This is a genomic window from Pseudomonas sp. NPDC047961, assembly GCF_050272435.1.
In the GTDB taxonomy this organism is placed as follows: Bacteria; Pseudomonadota; Gammaproteobacteria; order Pseudomonadales; family Pseudomonadaceae; genus Stutzerimonas.
The window spans coordinates 153,148-177,458 of record NZ_JBNNMD010000001.1 but is presented as its reverse complement, the minus strand read 5'-3'; the positions used below and the strand labels follow the sequence as shown (position 1 = coordinate 177,458).

Here is a 24,311-nt window from a genome sequence, read left to right as displayed (position 1 = left end):
GGCATGGCAGTAGCAAAAAGCTGGCCAGCCAGTCAGGAAATGCCGAGAAGAACGGGGTAGCGAAGATGCGCCGCTGGACGCTGGTCAACCGAGCGCTGTGGGTGCTTCGCTTTGGTGCTTGCTTGTCGGATGGGTCCGGCATGTGCACCGTTGCAGGGCGTGGCAACTGATGCACGTGAAGCATGCCGCGCCGGCAGGCGCGGCGTTTGCGTGCTACGGCGCGACTGGGTCAGGCACCTCGCGCAACGCCTGCGCCGCATCGATGGCTCGAGGAAAGCCCGCGGTGACGGTGGTCAGGTACACCACTTCTTTCAGTTCATCCCGTGTAACGCCAAGGCGCAGCGCGTAGCCGGCGTGAACTTTCATATAGGGCAGGTTGCCCTGTGCGGCGAAGGCTGCGACCACCGCCAACTGACGAGTGCGATCATCCAGGCCGTCGCGCCGCCAAACATCGCCCAGCGCGTACTCGGTTATGCCGTCGGCAAGAAATGGATAGTCCTCGCGCAGCGCCTCGAGGACGGGTTGACCGGCACCGCCAGACAGATGATTGATGACGTCGACACCACGATCGTGGCGCTCGTTGCCGACCGCATCCAGCGAGGCGAATGGTAGCGAGCCGAGCAGGCCGAGGCAGGCCGCGCTCAATGTGTTTCCCGTGAGCAGGGGCATCGCGGCGTCCTCAGTAGGGGCTTGCGGTTGGCCGGACCACCAGTTCGCTGACATCGACATCAGCGGGTTGCTCGACGGCATAGGCGATGGCCCGAGCGATGGCCTCAGCGGGAATGGCAATCCGGCGGAAGTCATCCATGGCTGCCCGCGCGCCCTCATCGGAGATGCTTTCGGCCAGTTCCGACTCGGTGACACCGGGCGACACCAGCGTGACGCGGATATCGCCGCCGACCTCCTGGCGCAGCCCTTCGGAAATGGCGCGAACCGCGTATTTGGTGGCGCAGTAAACAGCAGCGGTGGGGCTGACTGCATAAGCGCCGATGGAGGCGATGTTGATGAACTGACCTGAACGCTGGCGCTGCATCAGCGGAAGGCCGGCCGCGATGCCATGCAGCACGCCACGGATGTTCACGTCGATCATCCGGTCCCATTCGTCGACCTTCAGGGCATCGAGGCGCGACAAGGGCATTACCCCGGCGTTGTTGATGATCACGTCGACCCGACCAAAGCGCTGCTCGGCGAAATCGACGAAGGCCTGGGTATCCTCGCGGCGGGTCACATCCAATGCACGACAGGCCGCGATACCGCCTGTTTCGGTGATGCTGGCGACAAGTTTCTCTAGTCGTTCGACGCGTCGTGCGCCCAGTACGACCGTGGCGCCTTCGGCGGCCAGCAGCCGCGCCGTCGCTTCGCCGATACCACTGCTGGCGCCGGTGATGAGTACGATTTTTCCGTTGCTGTTTGACATGTGCAGCACCTCCGCTAGGTCATTCGAATCGACGCCCATGCGCCGTGATTTGAATGCTAGGCAGAGGGTCGCACCTGGCGTTATGTCGATCCTGCCGAGGGCTTGCCTGATTCTGGCCCTGTGCAGCTCACCAGATACCGTCGTGCAATGCAGCCGCTTCCTCTTCAAGCAGAGGACCGATCACTTCGACCTTGCGTTGGCCGGCTTCGAAGACCACGCGGCAGGGCAGATCCAGCGTCGGGTTTTCCGGATGATTACCGGTAATGGCTTTCAGGCTGCGTTCGGAGAGGCCGTACACCACCCGCCCAAGGCCCACCCAGTACGCGGCACCGGCGCACATGGCGCAGGGCTCGGCGGAGGTATACATGGTGCAGCGGGAGAGGAATTCCGGCGTGTAGCGGGTCGAGGCGCGCGTCATCAGCACGCGTTCGGCGTGGCCGGTCATGTCGTGATCCGGCATGTAGGCGTTGCCCTGTTCGAGCAGGGTTTCACCGTCGGGGCCCACCAAGATGGCGCCGAAGGGATGCGTGCCCTCGGCCAGGGCACGACGGGCGACATCGAAACTTTTGCGTAGCAGGGCGGCGTCGTCTAAGGGCATGTCGAAATGTCCATGGATAGTAAAGAGGCGGCGGGGTCAGCCTTCGTTCTTCGGCACGCTCCAGGTGAACAGCAGGCGCTGCACCAGGCCGACCGTTTGAAACAGGCCCAGGCTGATGATCACCAGCATCATCAGAGCGGCGAACGCCTGCGGAACCTGGAACATCGACGTCGAGAAGTTGATGAAGTAACCCAACCCTTTGTCCGCCGCGACGAATTCGGCGACCACTGCGCCGATCACGGCCAAGGTGATGGAGATGCGCAGTGCCGAGAACAGGTGAGGGATGGCATAGGGCAGGCGGATGTTGCGGAACTCGCGTGCCCGGGATGCGCCCAGCGAGCGCGACAGTTCGATCAGTTCCGGCGGGGTCGCCAGCAGGCCGGTTACCGTCGACACCACGATTGGGAAAAAGGCGATCAGAAAGGTGATAAACACCCGTGGCATGTCTCCTGCGCCCATCACCACGACGATGATCGGCGCCACCGCGACAATCGGCGTCGACTGGACGATAACCAGCAGCGGGTAGAGCGTGCGAGACAACAGCCTGGACGAGGCGAGGGCGATGGCCAGCGGAATGCCGATCAGAATCGACAGGCCATAGCCGAGCAGGGTGACACGCAGGGTCGCGAAAATGTGCTCGGCCCAGATCGTTGGGTCGAGTTTCCAGGTGGCGGTGAGGATGGCGCTGGGGGAGGGCAGCACGAAAGCGGGCAGGCTGAACGCCCAGCAGGCCGCCTCCCAGAGTAGTAACAGGCCGAGCAGCGCCAGCCCTGGGGCGAAGCGTTCGCCCATTGCTCGATTAAAGGCCATGGCGGCTGAACACCTTGCGACGGATGTGATTGGCGAGCTCGTTGAAGCGGGGCTCGGTAAGGGTGTCAAGGGACCGTGGCCGTGGCAGGTCGACGTCTATGATTTCGGTTATCCGCCCTGGGCGCGCCGACATCACCAGAATGCGGTCAGCCAGCAGCAGCGCTTCGGGGATCGAATGGGTGATGAACAAGACCGTCTTCGGACGCTGGGTCCAGATGTTTAGCAGTTCCAGGCTCAGCTCGTCGCGGGTCAGGGCATCGAGCGCCGAGAAAGGCTCGTCCATCAGCAGGATTTCGGGGTCGTGTAGCAGCGCACGAGCAATGCCTGCGCGCTGCTGCATGCCACCGGACAGCTCGTCCGGGCGCTTCCCTCCGAATTCCTTGAGGCCGACCAGCTCGAGCAATTCTTCGCCGCGCTCACGCTCTTGAGCGGTGACCCGGCCGTATTTGTGCTTCATCGGAAAGGTCAGGTTGTCGCGGATCGTCAGCCAGGGCAGCAAGGTTGGCTTTTGGAACACGATGCCGACTTCGTCACGCGGGCCATCGAGTTTCTTGCCGTAAATGCTCACCTGGCCGCTGGTGGGACGAATGAGGCCGGCGAGGATGCGCAGCAACGTCGACTTGCCGCAGCCCGAAGGGCCGATCACCGCGATAAACTCGTGGCGATCGATGGCGAAGCTGGTGTCGGCGAGCGCCACTACTTCGCTGCCGTCCGAGGAAGTGAACACCTGCCGAACCTGCTCGAAGGTGATGCTCGGCCGGGCAGCCGAGCGGGTTTCGATCTGATTCATGCGGTTACTCGACGAAGCCGTTGGCAATGACCTGGGCCGGGTCGAGGCTGTCGCTCGGCAGGTTCTGCGCGCGGGCGACCCATTGCCAGGTGGTCTCCAGGCGCTTGGCATCGAACTGGGCAGTGCCCTCGGCTTCGCTAATGTCGTTCTGCATCAGCGGGACCGACGCGGTGAACTGCTCCACGGCCTGCTGCTCGTCGATCTCCGGGACCATTTTCTTGAGCGCAGCCGCGGCTGCAGCCGGGTCCGCAATAGCCATTTCTTGGGCCTGGCGGTAGGCCTTGATGAATTTCTTGGCGACCTCGGGTTTGTCCTTCAGGAAGCGCTCGGAGGCGATCAACGACAGGCCATAGCCGTCGAAGCCGTAGTCCGACCACGGGATGACCTTGAGCTGTTTCCCGGCTTCCTGCATCGAACGGGCAAAACCGGGCGCTACGGTGACCCAGTTGATGGTCGCGTCAACCTTGCCGGTGGCCAGCATGGGCGCTAGCGCGCCGGGGTCCAGCTTGAGCAGCTTCACCCCATCGCGAGCGATGCCGTTGGCTTCCAGGACCAGCGGAAACACCACATTCGAAGCAGAAAACGTCGGGGTGGCGACAGTCTTGCCGGCGATGTCCTTGAACTGATTGATGCCCGAGCCTTCGGCGGTGAAGAAGGCGTCTGGTTGTTTGTTGTAGATCGGCGCCACGGCGACCACCGGTACGGGCCCTTGCGCTCTCGCCTGCAGCACTGACGCCAGCCCAGCGCTGCCAAAGTCAGCGCTGGCGGTTGCCAGTTTGGTGACCACGTCGCTGCCGCCGCGTGCACTGGCGATTTCCACTTCAATGTCCTGCTCGGCGAACAGGCCCTTGTCGACACCAAGATAGATCACCGCCTTGTCGCCAGCGGGTAGCCAGTCGTTCAACCAGCGCACGGTATCGGCCGCAAGCGCCGCTTGGGAGAACAGGGCCAGCAGTGAACTGGCGATCAGGGTTTTCTTGAACATGGGGCGTCGCTCCTTGATAGGCGTCACGAGAGGGTGTCGATCAGAAAACGGGGTTGGGATGACGTGAAAAGAACGGCAGCAAGCTGGCGAGCAATAACTCCGGGGCGGCCAGTTGCGGTGCATGGCCACAGTCGAGGGTGACCCGCTCTGCGCCCGGCACCAGCTCTTGCATCCAGCGCTGGACGGCCGGGACTACCGAGCGGTCCGTACCGCATTCGATGTACAGGCGTGGCAGGCGACCAAAGCGCTCGGCTGTCCAGCGCGCCACGACTGCGCGCCCACCGTCCGGCTGTGAGCCCAGCCGTTGCGCGGCGGCCAGTGCTTGGGGCAGCTGTACGTCATGGAAGAACAGCGCACAGGCAATCTCGGCGGGAACGCGAGTGCCGAGCCCGTCGACGCTGCGTTGCAGAAAGGGGCCCACTCCAGACACTTCTGGCGCTGTGCTGACCAGCTCTGCGCAGGCATCGGCAAAGGACAGGCCGCTGGGCAACATCATGCCGGCTACATAGGTGACGCCTGCGATGCGTTCGGCGCGCTTTTCGGCCACGGCTGTCGCCGTCATCCCGCCACCGGAGTGCGCCACCAACTGCACGGGCCCTTCCAGCTGATCGATCAGGGCACATACGTGCGCGGCGTAGATGTCGAGGCTTACCGCGGCGGCTGGCGTGTCATCGCTACCGTTTCCGGGCAGGTCCACGGCGTGAGGCCTGAATCCGGCAGCCCGCAGCCCGTCGAGCAAACGGTCCCAGACCCAGCTTCCGGCCCAAGCGCCGTGAATCAATACGACATGACGGTCAGGCATACGTCCTCCTGTACATCTCGCGGTAGTGTTCTTCCACCGTCACGCCGGGGTAGCGCGGCGTTTCGCCGGCTTCGAGGCAGGTCGGGATGCAGCTCACCTGATGGTCAGGGTTGCCGCCGTAGAAAAAGGGCACGCTGTAGCGCTCGTGCCCGGATAGATTCACCACGCGATGCAGGGTCGAGCGGTAACGGTCGTTGGTCCAGCGAGCGATCATGTCGCCGAGGTTGACGACGTATGTACCGGGCAGCGGCGGGGCGTCCATCCAGGCTCGCGCGCTATGGCTCCAGACCTGCAGGCCAGGATTATCGTCCTGCAGCAACAGCGTCAGGCCGCCGAAGTCGGTGTGCGCGCCGCACCCCTTCTCGCCAGGTGCTGCCATTTCGGGTTGCGGTGGATAGTGCAGCAGGCGCAGGGTGGCCATGGCTTGATGACAAAAGCCGGCGAAGTAGTTCTCCGGCAACTCAAGCGATAGCGCCAGGCCTGCCATCAGACGCTCGGCGAGATCGGTCATGGCGGCGTGATAACGCTCCATGGCGGGGCGGAAGCCATGCAACGCCACCGGCCACTGGTTCGGCCCGTGATTGAAGCGCCCGGCTTGCACGCGCGGATCGTCTGCCGGCAGGTCGCGGCCGAGGTAGAAGCCTTCCTTCAGGTCAGCCGGCGCGCCGGGCTCCAGGCACTGGCCTCGCAGCGCTTCATAGCCGCGGTTGGCTGGTGACGTGGCCTTGTCGAGTGCTCGTTTGGCCTCGTCAGGCAGGTCGAATAAATGCCGCGTCTGCTCGAGCACGGCCGCTTGTAACCTCGCATCGATGCCATGCTTGTATATGTAGAAGAAGCCCCACTCACGGCAGGCCTGTCCGATCTGCCCGGCGACGGCATTGCGTTGCTGTGAATCGCTGCTGAGCAATCCGGTCAGGTCGATCAGCGGCAGGTAGCACGCTTGGGCTGGGTCTGAACTAAGTGGGTAGGCCATGACATGGCACCTGCAACGGAGGGGCGGGGGCCCGTTGTGGCGCAGTATCCGGTGCGTTAGCTGTACGCAAAAGAAGAGAATATCGAGCATCCCGATGCCGTTTCGGCATCGGTTGTGACTGCCTCTTTTGAGGGCGGGAAACGCTCTAATACGGGGCTTATGACACCCTGCGCCGGCGTTGGGTTGGGTTGCTTGGCGTCATTGTTTGGCGAGGCGCTGCGCCCCGGAATGGAGCACTCAGGGTGCCTGCCAATGAGGTTGAAAAATTTCACATGCCAGGGTTGGCGCGTCGAATACAGAGCGCGCCGGCGATTGAAATCTGAGCGCGCAGAGAGATAAGGCGAGGAGGGGGATCGGACGGTGCGGGTAGAAGGTGAACAGAGGGAATCAGGTGCACTCGGTCTCGGCGCGCTCGTATTGTTCGCGGCGGGTGATTTCCTCGCAGAGCGCGCGAACGAACGCGTCCACCGCCACCGGGAGGTAGCGCGAGCTGCGCACGTACACACCGAGATCACTGAGCACCTGACCATTGTCGTTTAGTGGCAAGTGCACAAGCGTGCCAGTGGACAGTTCCGCTTCGATGCCGATGCGCGTCTGGAACGCGATGCCGGCGCCACGTTTGGCCATTTGCGCTGCAAGCTCCACCGAGCTGGTTTCCAGTGCGGCTTTCTGCGGCGAGCGGGTGCGCGCCAACACCGGGGCGAGCAAGTGATGAATCGAAAGGTCGCTTTTCGCCAGGATCAGGCGGTGTTCGGCACAGGTTGAGAAACTCACCTCGCGGCGTCCCGCCAACGGATGATTGGCAGGCACAATGGCACCGAGTCGAAAGTGGCCGACGCCCAGTTGCTGCAAATCAGCGGTTCGCCGCAGCGCAAAGGCGATCCCGATATCGGCCTGGCCGCTGGTAACCGCCTCGGGAATGGCTTGCGAGCCCAAGCTGGTCACCCCCACGGTGATATGCGGATAGCGCGCTGTCATGCTTTCGAGCACCGAAGGCAGCAGGTCGACCGTGACGCCCGAAACGGTGGCGATTTCCACATGGCCGGTGCGCAGCCCCTGCAGTGCGTCCAGCTCGGAGCTGGCCCGCGCAGCGTCCTGCAAGACCACGAGCACGTGGCGAGCGAATACCTCTCCTGCAGCGGTCAGACGCAGCCCGGCCGGCAGCCGCTCGAACAGCGGTGAACCTATTTCGGCCTCAAGTTTGAGGATCTGCCGGTTCACGGCAGAGGAGGCCACGTTGAGCCGACGCGCGGCTTCGCGGATCGACTGACAGCGTCGCACCATGTCGAAGTAATGGATCGCGGGGGAATGAATGCGCAGACGACGGGACATACAGATTGGCGGCTCGGGGTGGGCGGCGGAATGGCGCTGGGATCAGGGGGGCGGCGTCAGGCCACAGCCTTTGAGAATCACCCTGATCAGCGTCTCGGTGCCACGTTCGAAATCGTCCTTGGTGATGCGGCGCTGGCCAGTGATGCGCCGTATCTGGTCGGAGAAATCAGCGTAGTGCTGAGTGCTGCTCCAGATCAGGAAGATCAGATGCATGGGGTCGATCGGGTCCATCTTGCCGGCATCGCTCCAGCCCTGCAGTACGGCGGCGCGACCGCGAAACCACTCGCGATAATCCTCGTTGAAGTGTGCGGACAGGCATTCGCAACCGCTGATGACTTCCATGGCAAAGATTTTCGAGGCCTGTGGCTGTTTGCGAGAGAACTCCATCTTGGTGCGGATGTAGTCCGCCAGCGCAATGGCTGGGTCGTCTTCCACGGTCAGATGATCGAATGCGCTATCCCAGAGCTCGAGGATATGGCGCATCACTTCGACATAGAGGCCGAGTTTGTTGGTGAAGTAGTAATGCAGGTTGGCCTTCGGCAGCCCGGCGCGAAGCGCAATCGCATTCATGCTGGTGCCCTTGTAGCCGTGGCGGGCGAATTCTTCGGCTGCGGCTGAAAGGATCAGCTCCTCGTTCTTCTGACGAATCCGTCCGGTGCGTTTACCATCGGTGGGCGTCTGCGGCAGCAAAGCGTCGAAAGTAGTCATAAGGTCCTTTCCCTGTGTCGGCGGCATCAGGCCCGATGCGCTATCGAATGCTAGCCTACGCGGGCTACGGAGAAGGTGGCTACAGACCTTCGGACGGGTCGTGTACCCACGCCGAACTGAAGCGGGGGTCGAGAAAGCACAACAGCGGCACCGTTTGGGCGCCGCTGCTGGTGAACAAGACCGTTCAAGGCGGCATGCCGCCCGTGGAACGAGCGGCTGTGCATATTAGAAATGCACCTTCACGATGGCGTTCCAGGCGCTCTGGTCGGTCGGGCCGACAAAGTTTTCGCTGACGAAGCCGCCATCTTTGATGCCGTACTTGTTCGACCAGTAGTCATATTCGATACCGACATAGAGCTGACCGGCCTTCTGGTACACGGCCTTGCCGAGGTCGTATTTAACCTGCGGGTTGATGTGCAGGTTCTTCGATTGGAAGTCGTCCGAGCCTTCATTCCCGGCGTCATTGACCACCCAGTCGATATAGCCATCGATGAGAATGTCCGAGCTGCCGACGGGAATGGTGATGGCCCAAGTCGGGGTGATCTGCCACTGGCCGGAGGCCTTGTTACGAATGCCGTCAGGCTTGCGGTAATAGGTGTTGATGGCCAGACGGTCGAAGCCCGGGACTGCTAGATCAACGGCGGGGCCGAGCAGGTAGTTCTGCACTTCGTTCTCGCCGCGCTCGTAGGTGAAGGCCACCAGCACATCCTTGATCGGGCCGTACGAGAAATCCATTCCGGTGGTCTTGCCGAGCGACAGACGCGGGCTGAACTCGCCGTAGTAGGTGCGTGCGGCCTCGCTGTCGTCCTGGCTTTCATTCCACTTGTAGTCGACGAACAGGAACACGTCGCCATAGGTCCAGCCACTGGCATGTTCAAAGGTCAGGGTGTGCTGGGTATCGGGGTCGACCTTGAAATCGTTCCCGTACAGATAGGTCAGGCTGTTGTTTTGCCAGAGCATCGGTGCGGCGATTGCCTGGCCAGCGAGCATCATGCTGCTTGCGAGTGCGGCAGTGGTCAGTATGGATTTCATGTGGCGCTCCTGTTGCGTTATGTGTGCTTTTTCTTGGCCGAACGGTCAGATGAATCTGACATAGCAAGTCTTGAGCCAAATGCTATGGGCTGCCCGTATTTTCGGCTTATTTGTTATTTTTCAATAGGTTGTAGTTATCGGTTAGCGGCGATTCCGGCATCGTGCGCTCGCGGGTTATCTTCCTGCCCCAGAAAGAACCTGACCGAACGGACAATGCTTCATCTCGATGCAAGCCTTTCGCCATCCGCCCGGCTCGGGCGAGCTGGTATTCATTGACGGGCTGCATGTTGAACCTGTCGTTAGGGCCATCTAGAAGTGTCGGGACGGTGGCGCGTTGCTGAACACAAAAAAGCCCCGCGGGTACGGGGCTTCACGTTTCGCGCGGTAATGATCAGATCACTTCGGCCCAGAGATCGTATTCGTCGGCGTTGGTCACGCGGACGCGGACCTTTTCGCCCGCCTGAAGTGGACGCTCGCTGTCGATGTAGACCATGCCGTCAATTTCAGGGGCGTCGGCCCATGAGCGACCGATGGCGCCGTCCTCGTCCACCTCGTCGATCAGCACGTCCAGTTCTTGTCCGATCTTGCGTTCCAGGCGCGCCGCGCTGATGGCTTGCTGATGGGCCATGAAACGGTCCCAGCGGTCCTGCTTGACGTCGTCCGGTACGGCTTCAAGGTCCATCGCTTCAGCGGGCGCGCCCTCGACCGGCGAGTACTGGAAGCAGCCAACACGGTCGAGCTGGGCTTCGGTCAGCCAGTCGAGCAAGTACTGGAAGTCCTCTTCGGTCTCGCCGGGAAAGCCCACGATGAAGGTGGAGCGGATGGTCAGCTCTGGGCAGATTTCACGCCACTTCTTGATCCGGGCCAGGGTCTTGTCTTCGAAGGCTGGGCGCTTCATGGCCTTGAGCACCTTCGGACTGGCGTGCTGGAAGGGAATGTCCAGGTACGGCAGGATCTTGCCCGCAGCCATCAGCGGGATCACGTCGTCGACGTTCGGGTAGGGATACACGTAGTGCAGTCGCACCCACACGCCCATGCTCGACAGCGCCTGGCACAGCTCGAGCATGCGCGTCTTGACCGGCTGGCCATTCCAGAAATCGGTCTTGTACTTGACGTCAACACCATAGGCGCTGGTGTCCTGGGAGATCACCAGGATCTCCTTCACGCCGGCTTTGACCAGGCGCTCGGCCTCGCTGAGCACGTCGCCCACCGGACGGCTGACCAGCTTGCCGCGCATGGAGGGGATGATGCAGAAGCTGCAGGTGTGGTTGCAGCCTTCAGAAATCTTCAGGTAGGCATAGTGACGCGGGGTCAGCTTGATGCCCTGCGGCGGCACCAGATCGACGAAGGGATCGTGATCGATGTTCGGCGGCACCACTTGGTGTACGGCGTTAATCACCTGCTCGTACTGCTGTGGGCCGGTTACCGCCAGCACGCTGGGGTGCACGCTACGGATATTGTCTTCAGCAACGCCCATGCAGCCGGTGACGATCACCTTGCCGTTCTCGGCGATGGCTTCACCGATGGCATCCAGCGACTCGGCCTTGGCGCTGTCAATGAAGCCGCAGGTGTTGACCACCACCACGTCGGCGTCCTCGTAGGACGGCACGATCTGGTAACCCTCCATGCGCAGCTGGGTGAGGATGCGTTCAGAGTCGACCGTTGCCTTGGGGCAACCCAGGCTGACGAACCCGACTGTTGGCGTTTTGCTCATCGACTTTGAACCTCGAAAACCGCGCATGAAAAAGGCGCGCGAGTATATAGAGCTGGGCATTTTTTAGCCATGTCTGCCGTCGCCCGGCGAGACCAGAACGCTGTGAGCACCGAGCAGTGGATGCTCGCAGAGGTCAGGTGCCCGGTTCGGACTCTTGCGGCGAGAATTTGTCCGGTTCAGCGATCTCGGAGCGATTCCGACCGTTTTGCTTGGCCCGGTACAGCGCAGCATCGGCCAGCTTGAGGGCACGCTCAATAGCCTGCGCATGCACGGGCCAGACCGCGATTCCCAATGAAATAGTGATGTGTTCGACCACGGGGATTCGTTCCTGCTCGACGCTACCGCGCAGCCGCTCAGCTACCCGCGTGGCGGACTCGATATCGGCATCGGGCAACAGCATCAGAAATTCTTCGCCACCGCTGCGACAGAGGATGTCGGCGTCGCGTGAGCACGTCTTCATTAATTGAGCCATGTGGCGAATTACCTCATCGCCTGCATCATGGCCAAAGGTGTCGTTGATTCGCTTGAAGTGATCAATGTCCAGCGCGATCACACCAACCGGTCGGCCTGCAGCGCTCAGCAAATCCAGGGCGAGGGCGAGTCCTCGACGATTGTGCAACCCTGTCAGCGGATCGGTCTGTGCATCCAGCTTGAGCTTGCCGATGCGCTGGTGGAGCAAGGTAATACCGACCTGCATGGCGCGCTTGAGCTGCGCCGCTTCGAAATACCAGGAGCGGATACGCTGAATGCGCTCAGCGCTATCTGGGGCATCCATTTCGCTGGCGCGCTGGGCCAGCTGAGAAAGCGGTCGCGTTATCAACGTCGCCAGTCCCCAGATGCAAAGCAGCGTCAGCAGGGCGAGCGGTGCCGTCTCACGGATGACTTTTAGCATCAGATCATCGAGCGGCTGCAGCGTGTCGGCGGTTGGTCGCTGGGCCACGATGCCCCAGCCTGCTGCCGGGGAGGCCGCATAGCCAGCCAGCATATCCACGCCTTGACTGTTGATCACTCGAAGGCTGCCGGACTCCCCTTGCAGCACCCTGTCGATGACTTCGTTCTCGGCCACTACTGTACCCAGGCGTTTCGGCTGCGGGTGATAGAGGAGCCTTCGTGACTGGTCGACGGCATAAAGGTAGGAGCCGTCCTGATAGAAGTGCTCGCCCAACATGCTATGGAGGATGTTGCGCTCGCGCAGAGAAATCACCCCGCCTATGTAGCCGAGGTAGGTACCGTCACGGGCGACGATAGGATGCGAAATAAGGATTACCAACCTACCTATTGCCGACGTGTACGGGCTGCTGATCAGCGGCTCGCGCTTAGCCAAGGCTCGGAGAGCACCCTGTGAGTTCAGTTTCTGCCCAACCAATAGGCCGGTATTCGGAGCGGTCGCCAGCACTTCGCCCTGTGCGCTGACAACGACGATGGCATTGAAGCTGTCTGTCTGCTGCCGAAGCCGTCTGGCTTCCTCGTGCAGTACATCGTTGTCAGAAAACTGGGCGGCAATATTCTCAGCGCTGACGGCCAATTGCTGCTGGGCAGAATGAAAGAACAATTCTGTCCCGTCTGCCAGTTTTGCCGCATAAGCGCGGTTGGCAGCCAGCGTGCTGCCGATCAGCGAGTCACGCTGGACGTTATAGCTGGCGTAGAAGCCGATACCGAGCGTGATCAAGCCACTCAGCATTGCCAACAGGATGATCAGTCGGCGCAAGTCCAAACGGGGTAGGCGAACGGTTTGCATAGATCTAGCTGTAATCAGTCTCGGTGAGCGGCGTGATGTTAGGGGTTTTGTTGATGTGTCTCCAGCGCTGCCGGCGATCAGCCGGATATAGGCCTGGTTGCACAGGCTTGAACGTCTAGTTCGCGAGACCGTACCACGGCCATAGCTTGGGCGAGCAGGCTGTTAGCTTATTTCGGATCAGCGCCGTGTATGGAACATGAACAACCGAGCGCGGCAGGTGACCAATGTTCACCGGCAAGTAATTAGGTCCGGGGTCCCTTTGCTACCATGCGCTCATTGATCGAAACGGAAAGCTGCTGTGACCGACAACTCTACCTATTCGCCAACCGCGCCGACTCATGTTCCGACCGGCGTGCCAGGGTTGGACGCTGTCCTCAAAGGTGGGCTGCTACCCCGAGCGGTCTATATCGTTCAGGGTGGGCCTGGCGAGGGAAAGACCATTCTTGCCAACCAGATCTGTTACAGCTGGGCGGCTCGTGGCGAGCGCTCGCTGTATGTCACCTTGCTGGCTGAAACCCACCACCGTCTGCTTCGTCATTTGCAGAACATGCGATTCATGGACAACCAATTCGCCGGAACTTCGGTGGTCTATGAAAGTGCTTTCGACATTCTGCGTACCGACGGATTGGAAGGCATCCTTCGCTACCTCACGCGCAACGGCAAGCGCCAGCAGGCTTCGCTGATCGTGATTGACGGCCTGTTCGCGCTGGAAGAAAACGCCGCCTCAGAGCGAGCGTTCCGTGAGTTCATCAACGACTTGTCGATCTACGCTGACGTGGTTGGGTGCACCATTCTGTTGCTGACCAACAGCAAGCGCGACTCCGGTAGCCCTGAGTTCACTATGGTTGATGGTTGGTTGCACCTGGGGAGCGACGAGGACCAGTTCCGCACCTACCGCTATTTACAGGTGCGCAAGTTCCGCGGCAGCGACTTCATCTCCGGTCGGCACATGACCTCGATCACCAGCGACGGTTTTCGCGTGTTTCCGCGGCTCGAGGCGGTCACTGGCGATTTACAGTCGGCAAACATGCGCGACGAGCGCTTGAGCACAGGCGTCGCCGGTCTCGACGACATCATTCAGGGCGGCATTCCTTTTTCCTCGACAACCTTGCTGGTAGGCCCGACAGGGGTGGGCAAGACCACCTTGGGACTGAGCTTCATCTGCGAGAGCAGCGAAGCCGAGCCTGGGCTCATTTTCGGCTTCTACGAGGACGCGCACAGACTGCGACGTCGTGCGAAAGCGCTGGGCCTTGAGCTAGGCGCGATGATCGACAGCGGCGTGGTTGAGGTGGTCCATCACTCCCCGACGGAGCTGTTACAAGATCAGCTCGCTGAAGAAATCATCGAGGAGGTCCGCCGTCGGGGCGTCAAACGGCTGTTCATCGACGGCATCGACGCGTTCAAGCAGGCGGCGGTGAACGAGCAGCGGCTGGGCCGTTTTGTCAGCACGCTCACCGCTATCCTGCGTTGCGAGGGCGTGACTACGGTATTTAGCGCCGAGCTGGCCGAGATCGTCGGTGGCGAACATGGGCTGCAGTTCGCGGCGGTCTCGGCGATAGCGGAGAACATCATTCTGCTGCGGTACGCGGAACTCGAGTCGAGGCTCTACCGTACTCTAGCCATTTTGAAGATGCGTGAAAGCGGCTTCGATCCCTATGTATATGAGTTCTATCTGGGCGAGGGAGGATTCAAGCTCGGAGGGAGGATGGAGCGTACCGAGGGGGTCGTGACGGGGCAGCCCCACCGTCAGACCCTAACGGGAGGGCGGGATGCGTGACGAGCAGCCGCAAGAGCTCGACCCGCTCGTGTTGCTGGTCGAGGACGAACTCGGCCTCAGCAAGCTGATGGTGATGATTCTCGAGGACGAGGGCTACCGAGTCGTTGAAGCGGCAAATGGCGCGCAGGGCTTGGCCAAGCTTGAGCAGGAAAAACCGGCGCTGATCATCACTGACTATATGATGCCCGAGCTCAATGGCTACGAGATGGTTTGCACGATACGCAAGAACCCGGCGTTCGACGACGTGCCGATTCTGATGATGAGTGCTGCCTTGCCTCAGCAGTTGCCGGTCGACGATCTGGTCGATCATTTTCTGCCCAAGGGCACCGGGCTTGAGAAGCTGGTGACCACCATTCGCCATCTCATCGAGACTGGCGGCAAGCCTTTAGAGCCGGCTCCCTAATGGCCGGCCGGCTGCTGCGCTCAGGGCGCCGGGGTTAGGCCCGCACCGCTGATACCTGGGCGATTGCTTGGCAGGAAGCGCTTTAGGCGCAACGCTGGCGACTCGATCAGATGCCAGGACAACGCAGCCATGGCGATGCTCGCTGCCAGGCTGATCGCCATGAACATTGGCAGCGAAAGCTTCGGGTCCAGCCAATGAACCAACAGCTGCTGTACTGGGAAACTGAAAATGTAGATGCCATACGAAAAGTCACCGTATCGGCCGAAGCGTGACAGTCGCGGAATTCTCAGGTGCGCCAGGTAAATGGTCAGGTAGGGCAATGTCAGCACATGAACGAGGAACCACCACTCGGTCCTCGCGCTGATCAGCGAAAGCGTAAGCAGCACGACCGCGATCTTCCAGTTCCAGGGCAGGATCTTGCGATACAGATAGAGCGCTGATCCGAGAAAGAAAAACATGCCCAGGCGAGTCACCTTGCGCAGCATGTCGCTCTCCAGCCCAAGGTTAGGCGCCAAGTGGAAATGGATGAACATAAGCGCGATTGGCACTGCCAGTACGGCGATTCGTCCGAACAGTTTGAGCAGCCCCAGCAACAACAACATCGTGTACATCAGCACTTCATAAGGCAGCGTCCAGACTGATCCATTGACCGTCTCGGGGAACGGGTTTTCGGTGAACACGCCAGGCAGGTGGAACTGGGTGAACAGCGCCACATTCGTGAGATAGCGGACGGTCTGGCTATTGAGCAGGTACTCGCTCAGCGACAGTTCGGTGGCCAGCGGGCCGACAATGAAAGCCGTGAACAGCGTCGATACCGCCAGCGCCGGAAATATTCGCAGCGCTCGTTTGCCGGCGAAGTCCAGGCTGCTGCGGCTGTGAATCCAAGATGCGGCAATCAGAAAACCGCTCATGACGAAGAATAGATTCACCGCTATGTCGGCCGTATCCATGGAACCGGTGAACAGCCGCACCGGTTCGACAGCGCCCAGTCCCGATAGCCAATAACAATGGCCAAGCACCACTGCGGATGCAGCGAAGAAGCGTAGGAAGTCAAAGTTGTTTTCGTCGCGTTGCACCGATGCGATATCCACACGCGTCTCCTAATCAAGTCCACACTCGGGTGGACCGAGTCAACGCAATGGGAAGGTCTTGTTCATGCCCAATGCACCGCTCTCGCCGTCATGGATGGCCTGCTCGAGAAGCGCCAGGCGCTCCCGGCTGTTACGCAAGCGCGCAAAGAGGCGCAACAGGGTGAGAAAGACCGCTCGGTTGAGCCAATGGAGGCGGGGCGAAGCGGCCCAGACGTTTTTGTCGAACCATGCTTGATTGCGCGCGGTGTAGTAGGCGCGGAAATCGGATTCACCGAGCAGGAAGGTTTCGTAGATGTTGCTGGTGCGCTCCTTGATGTTCCAGGACTGCTCCAGCTCCTCGATCACGGCTTCGGTAAAGAGATACAGTCGTCCACCGCTGGCGGTAATACGCCGGGTGTACTCGGTATCGTCAACGTAGAGGACCAGTTCCTTGAGCGGCAGACCTATCCGTTCATACAGGCTTCGATGGGCGAGCATGCCGCCGTAGGGGGCGAATGGCAGGCTGATGCTCGTGGGTCGCCTACTGGGCCGCTTGCCCCAGGGCAGCCGACGCCAGAGTTTGTAGGGCAGCTGGGCGATATGAAAACCGAAGTAGCTGGAGCGCGGTTGGCGGATGTACCGCGGGGGCACGCCTTGCGCAACGTCGGCTTGTTGCGTTGCCCGATAGCCCAGCACCGCGACCCGATCCTTGCCGAGCAGGCCAGTGAGGCGCGCAAGCTCGCGGTGCAGAATCGATACCGCGGCAGCCGTGGGCGCGTTGTCGTCGTCCATCATCCAGATGTAATCGGCATCCGTAGCCAAGGCGGCCTGAAGGCCCACCGCGTAGCCATTGGCCGAACCGGTGTTCTCTATCAGCTCGATCAGGCGGACCTGGTTCGGCCAGCGCTCCGTCAACTGATCGAGTGGTGCCAGCGCCGCGTTGCTTACCACCACCACGTCGCTGATGGCGGTAAAGCTCAGGGCTCGTTCGATCAATTGCTGGAGATAGGGCAGCCGGTCGCCGTAGGTCACGGTAACCACAGTGGTTTTCGAAGTCATGGTTGTCTCGGCGTGAATCCTGAGGATGCCCGCTACCTTGATAGCGTGGCTCCATCTGGCAAGGCCCTTGCGGCGATGCGGTGGGAGCGATAGCGGGAACTCGTTGAGCGTGGTCTACAGCTGAATCAAACGATCTTGCCGGATGCGTTGCTGATTGCTAAATACGGTCCATTGGCCGATTGATCGGCGGAAGAGGGGCTATCCTCCTCTGCGGTAAAGAACGCGTGGAAGACACTGATCAATGGGTTATTACCGGGCATGCCGGCGATTGCCGGAGCCTGGAATATTTCCGTATAGGAATACCCGTCTGCATACACCAGCGTTTTCTTGGTTTGGTCTGCACTGTCCATGGCGTCTCCAAATAGGTCGCGGGTTAAAACGAGTAACGAATGCTTTCGCCTGAGCGGATGTACTGGCTGCCGGAAAGCGGCTTCGCCAAGCGAATCGGGGCAGGAGATGGTGTTTCGGCGTGGTTGACACCGATGCATGGGCTAACGCTCTGGCGTGGCCCGAGGTTGTAGGAGTTTTTTCCAGCCGTACAGTGGGACGTGCCCTGCGCAGCACTTTCATACTCGTGCAGGTGCTGCTCATCGTATGCTGAGCCGGATTTGTGGCTGGCGTTTGTCGTCCCGCTGATCAGCAGCGCGAGGCTTAAAGCCGATAGGGTCTGAATGCGTTGTGTTGCGGTGGTTGTGCTCATCCTTGAAGCCTCGCAATGGGGAATGAGGGCTCGGTCAGGCGTGCTTCATCGGTACAGCCGTCGGGTAAATCTGAGCCACGCTCAGAGGGGTTACCGTTGGTCGATGCAACAGCGCGTCCTGCCCTTGAAGCAACGAAACCTCTCGAACCTTAGTATCAACGAACGCCTTAATCTCCTGCCTGAATCGTTCGGTTGAAAATCGCTCTGCGCTTGTGCGGCAAGTCTCAGGCAGGATCAGATGCGCTTGCGCCTCGAATTGCCCCACAGCGGCTATCAGTGACTCCGGCGTCTGTTCGGTATAGAACACGCCCGTCGGCTCGGGGTGGTCGATTCCTCGTACGGTTTCCAGTACACCCCCCCTGCCATAGGCGATAACGGGCGTGCCGCATGCCTGAGCTTCGATGGGTGCTATGCCGAAGTCTTCTTCCGCTGCAAAGACGAAGGCGCGGGCGCGCTGCATGTGGTGCAACAGCACCGCGAAGCTCTGATACCCCATCAGCGTTACGTTCGACGTGGCGAGCTCCTTGGCCTTTTCCATCTCAGGTCCGCTGCCGATCACGACCAGCTTCTTGTCCGGCATCCGCGAAAACGCCTCGACGATCATCGGGATGCGCTTGTAAGGCACCATTCGCGAGGCGGTCAGGTAGTAATCCTCTTTCTCCGCGTGGAGCGTGAACTGGCGCGTGTCGACCGGCGGGTAGATCACCGTGGATTCGCGTCGGTAGCTCTTATTGATTCGCCGCCCAATGAAGTGCGAGTTGGCGACGAAGTCATCCACGCCGCTGGCGGTGCGCTGATCCCACATGCGCATGTAGTGCAGGAGCATGCGTGCCAGCTTGGCCTTGAAGCCATGGTCCAGGCTCGCTTCGTGCAGGTATTGATGTTGCAGATCCCAGGCATAGCGAATCGGCGAATGCACATAGCTGATATGCAGTTGGTTGGGGCCGGTCAATACGCCCTTGGCGACGGCGTGACTGCTGGAGATCACCAGGTCATAACCCGACATGTCCAGCTGCTCGATGGCCAGTGGCATCAACGGCAGATACTTCTGGTAGTGCGTCTTCGCCTTCGGCAGTTGCTGAATGAAGGTCGTGGTGGCGCGCTTGCCGCCGAGGTTGGCGCGGTCCTCGTCAGAGAGGAAGTCGATCACGGAATACAGGTCGGCTTCCGGCCAGACGTCCAGCAGTCCGGAAAGCACCCTCTCGGCACCGGCGTAGGTCACTAGCCAGTCATGAATTATGGCGATTTTCATTGCGATGGCCTTTTGTAGGTTGGGGAGTGGCGGCCGTCACCTCAGTTGCCGTGACGGGAATCGCAGTCGCAGCCGATGGCTTTACTGCTGTACCGGCGGGCGGGGTGGTGCGTCGGAACAGTCAGGTGGCGGACCGGGCCTCGGGCTAGTGCTTTGGCTGGCTGAATGGCAGCGAATGGATGCCCGCAACATTGGTATTTCGTGCTCCAGTGAACGCTTTGTCGATGAGCCTGGAAACCTGACGAGCCGAGGTGTTCCAGCAATACCGCGCGACGTTAGCCTTGCCTCGTCGCCGCAGGTCCTGACGTAAGGCGGCGTCGTTGAGGATTCGCTGCATGCTCTGTGCGATGTCCTCGACGCTCAGGGGGTCGAAGTACAGTGCGCTGTCGCCCAGAACCTCCGGAATAGATGCGGCGCGCGCAGCGATGACTGGGCAACCGCAGGCCTGGGCTTCGAGCGGCGGGATGCCGAACCCTTCATACAGCGAAGGAAACACGAAGGCAGTCGCACCCTGATAGGCCTCGACCAGTTCCTCATCGGTTAGCCTGCCCAGCATGCGAATGCGCCGACTACCTGGCACATCGTGAAGGCTGCCCGAGAAGATCCGGTTCGAGTCGCCAATGATGCGTAGCTCGACTTCACTCCGACCTTCCATGCTGAGGAATGCCGCCACCATACGGGCGAAATTCTTGTGTGCACTGGGTGACGACACCGCCAGCAGGTAAGGCGCCGCCTCGCGTGGGCATTGCTCTGCGCAAAATGGTTGGAAACGCCCGTCCACGGCGTTCGGCACGACACATATGCTGCTTGCCGGATAACCGTAATGGCGGGCTATTTCCTTTTTGGAAAAATCGCTGACGGTGATCAATGCTTTGGTTCGTCGAAGCAATAACGGGGTCAGGTTTCGGTACATGGCTCTGAATGTCCTGGAATAGCTTTCCGGGTGCCTGATGTAGGTGATGTCGTGGTGCGTTGCGATCTGGTTGCCATAGAACAGAGGGGCGGTGTTGCACAGCGAGACCAGGGGGGGGTAGCCGTTGCGTGCCAGCCACAGCGGGAGGTCCAGCTGCTCCCATACATGCCCTCGGTGTCGGCCAATACGTCGGACCTGCAATTGCTCCGCGCTTTCGTGCAGGCGTATGTCTTCGGGTGCGACGAAGACCAAGTCGTCGCGCAGGTCCTTAAGCTGCAGGGAAATCTGTTCAGCGAACCGCTGTACGCCCCGCATGTCCTGGGTCAGGAAGCGAGCATTGATCACGATCATCTTGAGTTCCTTCTGTTCAACGAGTCGAGATGGGTTGCAAGGGCTCGGATCCGACCGAATCAGGCCCGAGGCTGAGGATTTTCGGAAACGCGCTGAGTTCGACGCGGGCGGCGCAGTGGTCCGCGTTGCTCGGGCATTGCCAGGCGATAGCGGTGGTCCATCCCTTGTCGGGCTGAGCGGTATCCAGCAGTTTCAGGTTGCTGGCTGACTTGCCTGCCGAGGTGATGGTGACGGGGCGGGTCTGGTCTGTAGTGCTCCAGGCCACCAGAAGCTGTTCTTCGTCGTTGCCGAAGCGCAGCAGAACGCTGTTTCTGGATTCCTCGACCCGCCCTAGGAACTGGTAATCCTTGATGATCGGACTGATCGCTTCGAGCACCCGGTACGCAGGTTTTGGCGAGTAGTCCTGCCTGAGCAGGCCGAAGTTGTGTTCCCGTTCGCGCTTTTCGGTGCCGTCGTTGCGGAAGTCGTACCACCAGTATCCGCGCACGTTGGCTAATGTTCTGGCGAGGAAAAAGCTCCGTGCCAGATAGGCTGCCTGTAGGGTTTCGTCGATGCCGCAGGCACCTTGGTGCGCAGGCCAGGCCATTTCCGTCAGGTAAAGCGGCACCGGTTTATTGGCGGCACGGGACAGTTCCATGTCGACGCCGGCGAGCCATTCGATCCAGGCTTCCGGTGTGTTCTCCCCTCGACGCCTGCAATGAACGTAGGGGTGCAACGAGAGGCCATCGACCGATTGCATGATTCCGGCTTCGATCAGGCGCAGCGCGAAGCCGGATTCGATGCCCTTCGTGGTCACTGCACCGGCCAGTACCTTGGCGTACGGGTCATGCTGGCGGATGATGCCCGCGGCATCGGTGATCAGCCGGGCGTAGTCCGCGGTGAACTGCGGATCGACCGGGTCCTCGACGTCCCATTCGTTCCAGATCTCGTAGTGCTTGATGCGGCCGCGAAACTGCTCGGCGGTGAACGCCACGTAGCGGTTGAATGCGGAGCGTACCGGTTCGCTGCGTGGCTTCTCGCCGTCGCCGTGAAAGCGATTGCCGTAGCCAAGAATGAACAGGCTGTCGATCCCCTGCGCTTCGTTGCCGGCAAGATACTTAGGCCAGTGCGGTTCCACCTTGAGCTGATCGCGCCTGCGCTCGAGGAAGGCCCAGTGCGCATCGGTGCGCACGGACTCGATGCCAGCTTGTTTCAGCATCTGCACGCCCTTGCTGGTGCTGTCGCGCAGGTGCAGATCATGCGAGCAGACCCCCAGGATGAACGGGTCCTCAGCTGGCTGTGCCGGTGCCTGCATGGCAAAGACGGTCACAGCGGCGGCAAGTGCCAAACGGTGCAATGGATGGCGACATTTCATGACCGGTCGTCCCTGTTTCTTCGCTTGTCGAGCTCAAGGCCGTAGCGCGTTGATACCGAAGCAATCGGGTGGTGACGCTCACGCGGTGTCAGGGCATGTGCGATGGCCATGCCGAGGAATAGGGTGGCCGTAGTGACTTCCAGTACGTCGGTTGCCCAGCCAATCAGGATGGTGCAGAAAACGATCCCCAGCAGCGCGTCGCGAATGCGCGGGCCACGGTCATGCAGGCGCAACAGCAGCGGAAACAGCAACAGATACAGCAGCACGCCGAATACGCCGAGCATTCCCCATAGATACAGCGCGGTGTTGTCGGCGATGCTCAGCAATTCCAGCCAGGCCAATGGAAAGGCTGCCGCGCTGCTGCCTACTGCACCGAAACCCGCGCCCCACCAGCCCCAATCTTCATTGGTTACGACGTCGATGAAATTCGGCCAGCTGTGAATCAATCGATCATTGAAGGACGCCAGCAGGCTGGCGCTATAGGCCTCGCTTTGTGGAATGTTCAATAGCAGGCTGGCGATCGGCAATGCCATTCCGGTCAGCACGGCAATGAAAAATGCCGTGGCGCTGGGCAGGCGATAGCCGGCCAGAAACAGCATCATCAGGGTCAACAGGTAAGCCGCCGCGGTGGACTTATTGGTCGTCAGAAAGATTGCGCCGAAGGCCAACGGGTACAGCGCCATCCGTAACAATCGCGACTGCAGGAACGCCGCCAGGAACAGGCTGTACAAGGCGATCATCACGGCCAGGTTGGTCGACATCCTGGCGAACCCGGCGAGACGGTCGGTACTGCCGAAGGCCCATGATTTGTTAGCGGTCAACTCGACGTCGCCCATCATGTAGCTATAGCCCTTCCACGGCACGCTGGTGAACATGTCCAGCGCAATGCCGAGCAGGGACGCGATCAGGCACAGGCCGATTACCCAGCTGAGCAGGCGGGTCCTCTGTTCCAGGTAGCCGCCGCAGAACAAGCCGAACAGCAGCGGAATGTAGATGAACAGACTGAAGCCGACATTGCCGAGCGTGGCGCCGTGCAGCAGCGCGAACAGGCTCGAGACCAGCACAGCAAACAGCACCAGCCACACGCCGGGTTTGCTTTGCGTCCTGGGTAATTCCAACGCAACTGCGGCGACGCAAGCCAGCTTTGGCAGGTAGAGCAGGGCGGACACGCCAGCAACATCCAGGTAGTAGCGAAGTGCGCCGGCAAAGGTTTCGCTGATCAGCAGCGAGGCCGCGATCAGCGTGAGCACAGTGGGTTTGTCAATCGCCAGCGGTCTCGACCTGCGGTGCGAAATGGTCAGCGAACTCGGGTTCATCGTGGGCGCTCCGGCCGTGCAGCGTGGAATACAGGATCGACTGGTACTGATCGAGCATTCGTTCCGTATCTAAGAAGGTGGCGACGCTATCGCGTGCCTGGCTGGACAATCGATGGCGCAGGCCACTGTCCAGATAGAGCTTGAGCATGGCCCTGCCGAGGGAGTCGGGATCGGTCGGCTTGCACAGCAAGCCATTCAGGTTGTCCCGGATGATCTCCGGCAGGCCGCCCATGTTCGTGGCGATGACGGGCAGATGCTGTGCGCAGGCCTCGACCGCCACCAGCCCGAAAGGCTCAGCCCAGATTGACGGTACGACCAGAACATCGATCCCCTGCATGAAGCGTTCTGAAGGCTGATAGCCGACGAACCTCACTTTGGAAGGGTCGGCCAGCTCGTTGAGCTTCGCTTCGTAATCCAGCTTGCCGCGACCGGCGATTTCCAGCGTGGCGTTGATGGACAGCGCCTGGAACTGCTCGATCAGCCAGCCCACCCCCTTGTTTTCAGACAGCGTGCCGATGTAACCGAAGCGCAGCAGGCCGCTGTGATGCAGGCGTGGCTTGGCCGAGTGGCTGTGGCTGGAGTCGACGCAGTTGTGCACTACATGCTGGCTGGCCCTGCTGAAGTAGCCCTCGGCCGTTATTCGATCGAGGACGAAACGACTCACTCCGATGACCGCTGCGACCTGAGCCGACGCAGCAGCATGCGGCTGGCGAAAGGCCGAACACATGCCGCACTGGCGCTCGCAGCTTCGGCCCTTGCTGAACATGGTGTCCTTGGGGCAAAGCAGGTAAAGGTCGTGCAGCACCTGAGCGATCGGCAGCCCGGCCGCGCTGATCTCATCCCAGGCCGATATCGACCACCCGGTGAGGTTGTTACACACCACAACGTCAGGCCGTTCATGCTCGATGACGTGGCGCACATGCCGCCGCATGCTTCGGTTGTAACGGTCTCGATAGTGCCAACCGAGCCGCAACAGTCGGCTGGGACGGGACTGGGTGAAATGCCAATAAAAGTTATCCAGCCCGGCTCGGTAGATCCGCACGCCGTCGAGCTCTTCTTCGTGCAGCCCGGCCTCTGGTCCGGTCGCCAGTACGACTGTGTCGCAGCCGCGTCGCTGGAGCCCTTCGGCGATCTGGCGGACGACGATTTCGGCGCCGCCGCCGATATGGGGCGCATACAAACTGTGTAGAACTAGAACTTTCATGGTGTGCCCCTCA

General features: G+C 60.8%; 23 protein-coding genes. 2 read left to right on the top strand and 21 right to left on the bottom strand.

The features are described from left to right. Positions 1-213: 213 nt before the first annotated feature. From ACQKIK_RS00835 to ACQKIK_RS00775, 13 genes are all read right to left on the bottom strand, one after another. Positions 214-669 carry a carboxymuconolactone decarboxylase family protein gene (locus tag ACQKIK_RS00835; RefSeq protein WP_499134389.1) on the bottom strand — a complete coding sequence of 152 codons (456 nt, stop codon included), beginning with the start codon at positions 667-669 and terminating at the stop codon, positions 214-216. A 10-nt stretch (positions 670-679) separates the two neighbouring features. Continuing rightward, positions 680-1,417 carry an SDR family oxidoreductase gene (locus tag ACQKIK_RS00830; RefSeq protein WP_127838965.1) on the bottom strand — a complete coding sequence of 246 codons (738 nt, stop codon included), beginning with the start codon at positions 1,415-1,417 and terminating at the stop codon, positions 680-682. 127 nt (positions 1,418-1,544) lie between these two features. After that, complete coding sequence (locus ACQKIK_RS00825) at positions 1,545-2,015, bottom strand: nucleoside deaminase (protein WP_046163794.1); 471 nt, start codon at positions 2,013-2,015, stop codon at positions 1,545-1,547. Between the two features lie 36 nt (positions 2,016-2,051). Then, positions 2,052-2,825, bottom strand: coding sequence for an ABC transporter permease (locus ACQKIK_RS00820; protein WP_499134388.1), 774 nt, complete (start codon positions 2,823-2,825; stop codon positions 2,052-2,054). Then, positions 2,815-3,615 (bottom strand): ABC transporter ATP-binding protein, encoded by an 801-nt coding sequence (locus ACQKIK_RS00815; protein ID WP_499134387.1) that lies wholly within the window; start codon positions 3,613-3,615, stop codon positions 2,815-2,817. The genes ACQKIK_RS00820 and ACQKIK_RS00815 overlap by 11 nt, the downstream gene beginning before the upstream one ends. Positions 3,616-3,619: 4 nt before the next feature. Then, a complete protein-coding gene (locus tag ACQKIK_RS00810) occupies positions 3,620-4,600 on the bottom strand; it encodes an ABC transporter substrate-binding protein (protein ID WP_499134385.1) in 981 nt (326 codons plus the stop codon). Positions 4,601-4,640: 40 nt separating this feature from the next. Beyond that, entirely contained in the window at positions 4,641-5,402 is a 762-nt protein-coding gene (locus ACQKIK_RS00805; RefSeq protein WP_499134383.1) for an alpha/beta fold hydrolase, read from the bottom strand. After that, entirely contained in the window at positions 5,395-6,375 is a 981-nt protein-coding gene (locus tag ACQKIK_RS00800; RefSeq protein WP_499134382.1) for an isopenicillin N synthase family dioxygenase, read from the bottom strand. Before ACQKIK_RS00800 ends, ACQKIK_RS00805 begins: the two co-directional genes overlap by 8 nt. 387 nt (positions 6,376-6,762) lie before the next feature. Continuing rightward, positions 6,763-7,707: a LysR family transcriptional regulator gene (locus ACQKIK_RS00795; RefSeq protein ID WP_499134381.1), complete on the bottom strand. Its 945-nt coding sequence runs from the start codon at positions 7,705-7,707 to the stop codon at positions 6,763-6,765. A 42-nt stretch (positions 7,708-7,749) separates the two neighbouring features. Continuing rightward, positions 7,750-8,415, bottom strand: a complete 666-nt coding sequence (locus ACQKIK_RS00790) for a TetR/AcrR family transcriptional regulator (RefSeq protein WP_499134380.1) — start codon at positions 8,413-8,415, stop codon at positions 7,750-7,752. Positions 8,416-8,640: 225 nt separating this feature from the next. After that, the gene (locus ACQKIK_RS00785) at positions 8,641-9,447 is read right to left on the bottom strand and encodes an outer membrane protein OmpK (protein WP_045428342.1); all 807 of its coding nucleotides are present in this window, start codon (positions 9,445-9,447) and stop codon (positions 8,641-8,643) included. Between the two features lie 391 nt (positions 9,448-9,838). Then, positions 9,839-11,161, bottom strand: a complete 1,323-nt coding sequence (rimO, locus tag ACQKIK_RS00780) for a 30S ribosomal protein S12 methylthiotransferase RimO (RefSeq protein ID WP_045428339.1) — start codon at positions 11,159-11,161, stop codon at positions 9,839-9,841. A gap of 133 nt (positions 11,162-11,294) precedes the next feature. After that, positions 11,295-12,899: a sensor domain-containing diguanylate cyclase gene (locus ACQKIK_RS00775; RefSeq protein WP_499134378.1), complete on the bottom strand. Its 1,605-nt coding sequence runs from the start codon at positions 12,897-12,899 to the stop codon at positions 11,295-11,297. Between the two features lie 298 nt (positions 12,900-13,197). On the opposite strand from ACQKIK_RS00775, the gene ACQKIK_RS00770 reads away from it, so the two are divergent. Together ACQKIK_RS00770 and ACQKIK_RS00765 are read left to right on the top strand one after the other, a co-directional pair. Continuing rightward, positions 13,198-14,676, top strand: a complete 1,479-nt coding sequence (locus tag ACQKIK_RS00770; RefSeq protein ID WP_045428334.1) for an ATPase domain-containing protein — start codon at positions 13,198-13,200, stop codon at positions 14,674-14,676. Further along, positions 14,669-15,079: a response regulator gene (locus ACQKIK_RS00765; protein WP_045428331.1), complete on the top strand. Its 411-nt coding sequence runs from the start codon at positions 14,669-14,671 to the stop codon at positions 15,077-15,079. The genes ACQKIK_RS00770 and ACQKIK_RS00765 overlap by 8 nt, the downstream gene beginning before the upstream one ends. Before the next feature lie 20 nt (positions 15,080-15,099). Here the strand turns inward: ACQKIK_RS00765 and ACQKIK_RS00760 are convergent, their stop codons facing one another. From ACQKIK_RS00760 to ACQKIK_RS00725, 8 genes are all read right to left on the bottom strand, one after another. After that, positions 15,100-16,170, bottom strand: a complete 1,071-nt coding sequence (locus tag ACQKIK_RS00760; RefSeq protein ID WP_499134374.1) for an acyltransferase family protein — start codon at positions 16,168-16,170, stop codon at positions 15,100-15,102. A 39-nt stretch (positions 16,171-16,209) separates the two neighbouring features. Next, positions 16,210-17,208 carry a glycosyltransferase gene (locus ACQKIK_RS00755; RefSeq protein WP_499134373.1) on the bottom strand — a complete coding sequence of 333 codons (999 nt, stop codon included), beginning with the start codon at positions 17,206-17,208 and terminating at the stop codon, positions 16,210-16,212. 125 nt (positions 17,209-17,333) lie between these two features. Further along, positions 17,334-17,558, bottom strand: a complete 225-nt coding sequence (locus tag ACQKIK_RS00750) for a hypothetical protein (RefSeq protein WP_499134372.1) — start codon at positions 17,556-17,558, stop codon at positions 17,334-17,336. 384 nt (positions 17,559-17,942) lie between these two features. After that, complete coding sequence (locus ACQKIK_RS00745) at positions 17,943-19,160, bottom strand: glycosyltransferase family 4 protein (RefSeq protein WP_463307998.1); 1,218 nt, start codon at positions 19,158-19,160, stop codon at positions 17,943-17,945. Positions 19,161-19,305: 145 nt separating this feature from the next. Next, the gene (locus tag ACQKIK_RS00740; protein WP_499134370.1) at positions 19,306-20,424 is read right to left on the bottom strand and encodes a glycosyltransferase family 4 protein; all 1,119 of its coding nucleotides are present in this window, start codon (positions 20,422-20,424) and stop codon (positions 19,306-19,308) included. A 16-nt stretch (positions 20,425-20,440) separates the two neighbouring features. Next, positions 20,441-21,778, bottom strand: coding sequence for a hypothetical protein (locus ACQKIK_RS00735; protein WP_499134369.1), 1,338 nt, complete (start codon positions 21,776-21,778; stop codon positions 20,441-20,443). Continuing rightward, positions 21,775-23,094, bottom strand: coding sequence for a hypothetical protein (locus ACQKIK_RS00730; protein ID WP_499134368.1), 1,320 nt, complete (start codon positions 23,092-23,094; stop codon positions 21,775-21,777). Before ACQKIK_RS00730 ends, ACQKIK_RS00735 begins: the two co-directional genes overlap by 4 nt. Then, positions 23,039-24,298, bottom strand: coding sequence for a glycosyltransferase family 4 protein (locus ACQKIK_RS00725; RefSeq protein WP_499134365.1), 1,260 nt, complete (start codon positions 24,296-24,298; stop codon positions 23,039-23,041). The genes ACQKIK_RS00730 and ACQKIK_RS00725 overlap by 56 nt, the downstream gene beginning before the upstream one ends. Between the last annotated feature and the right edge of the window lie 13 nt (positions 24,299-24,311).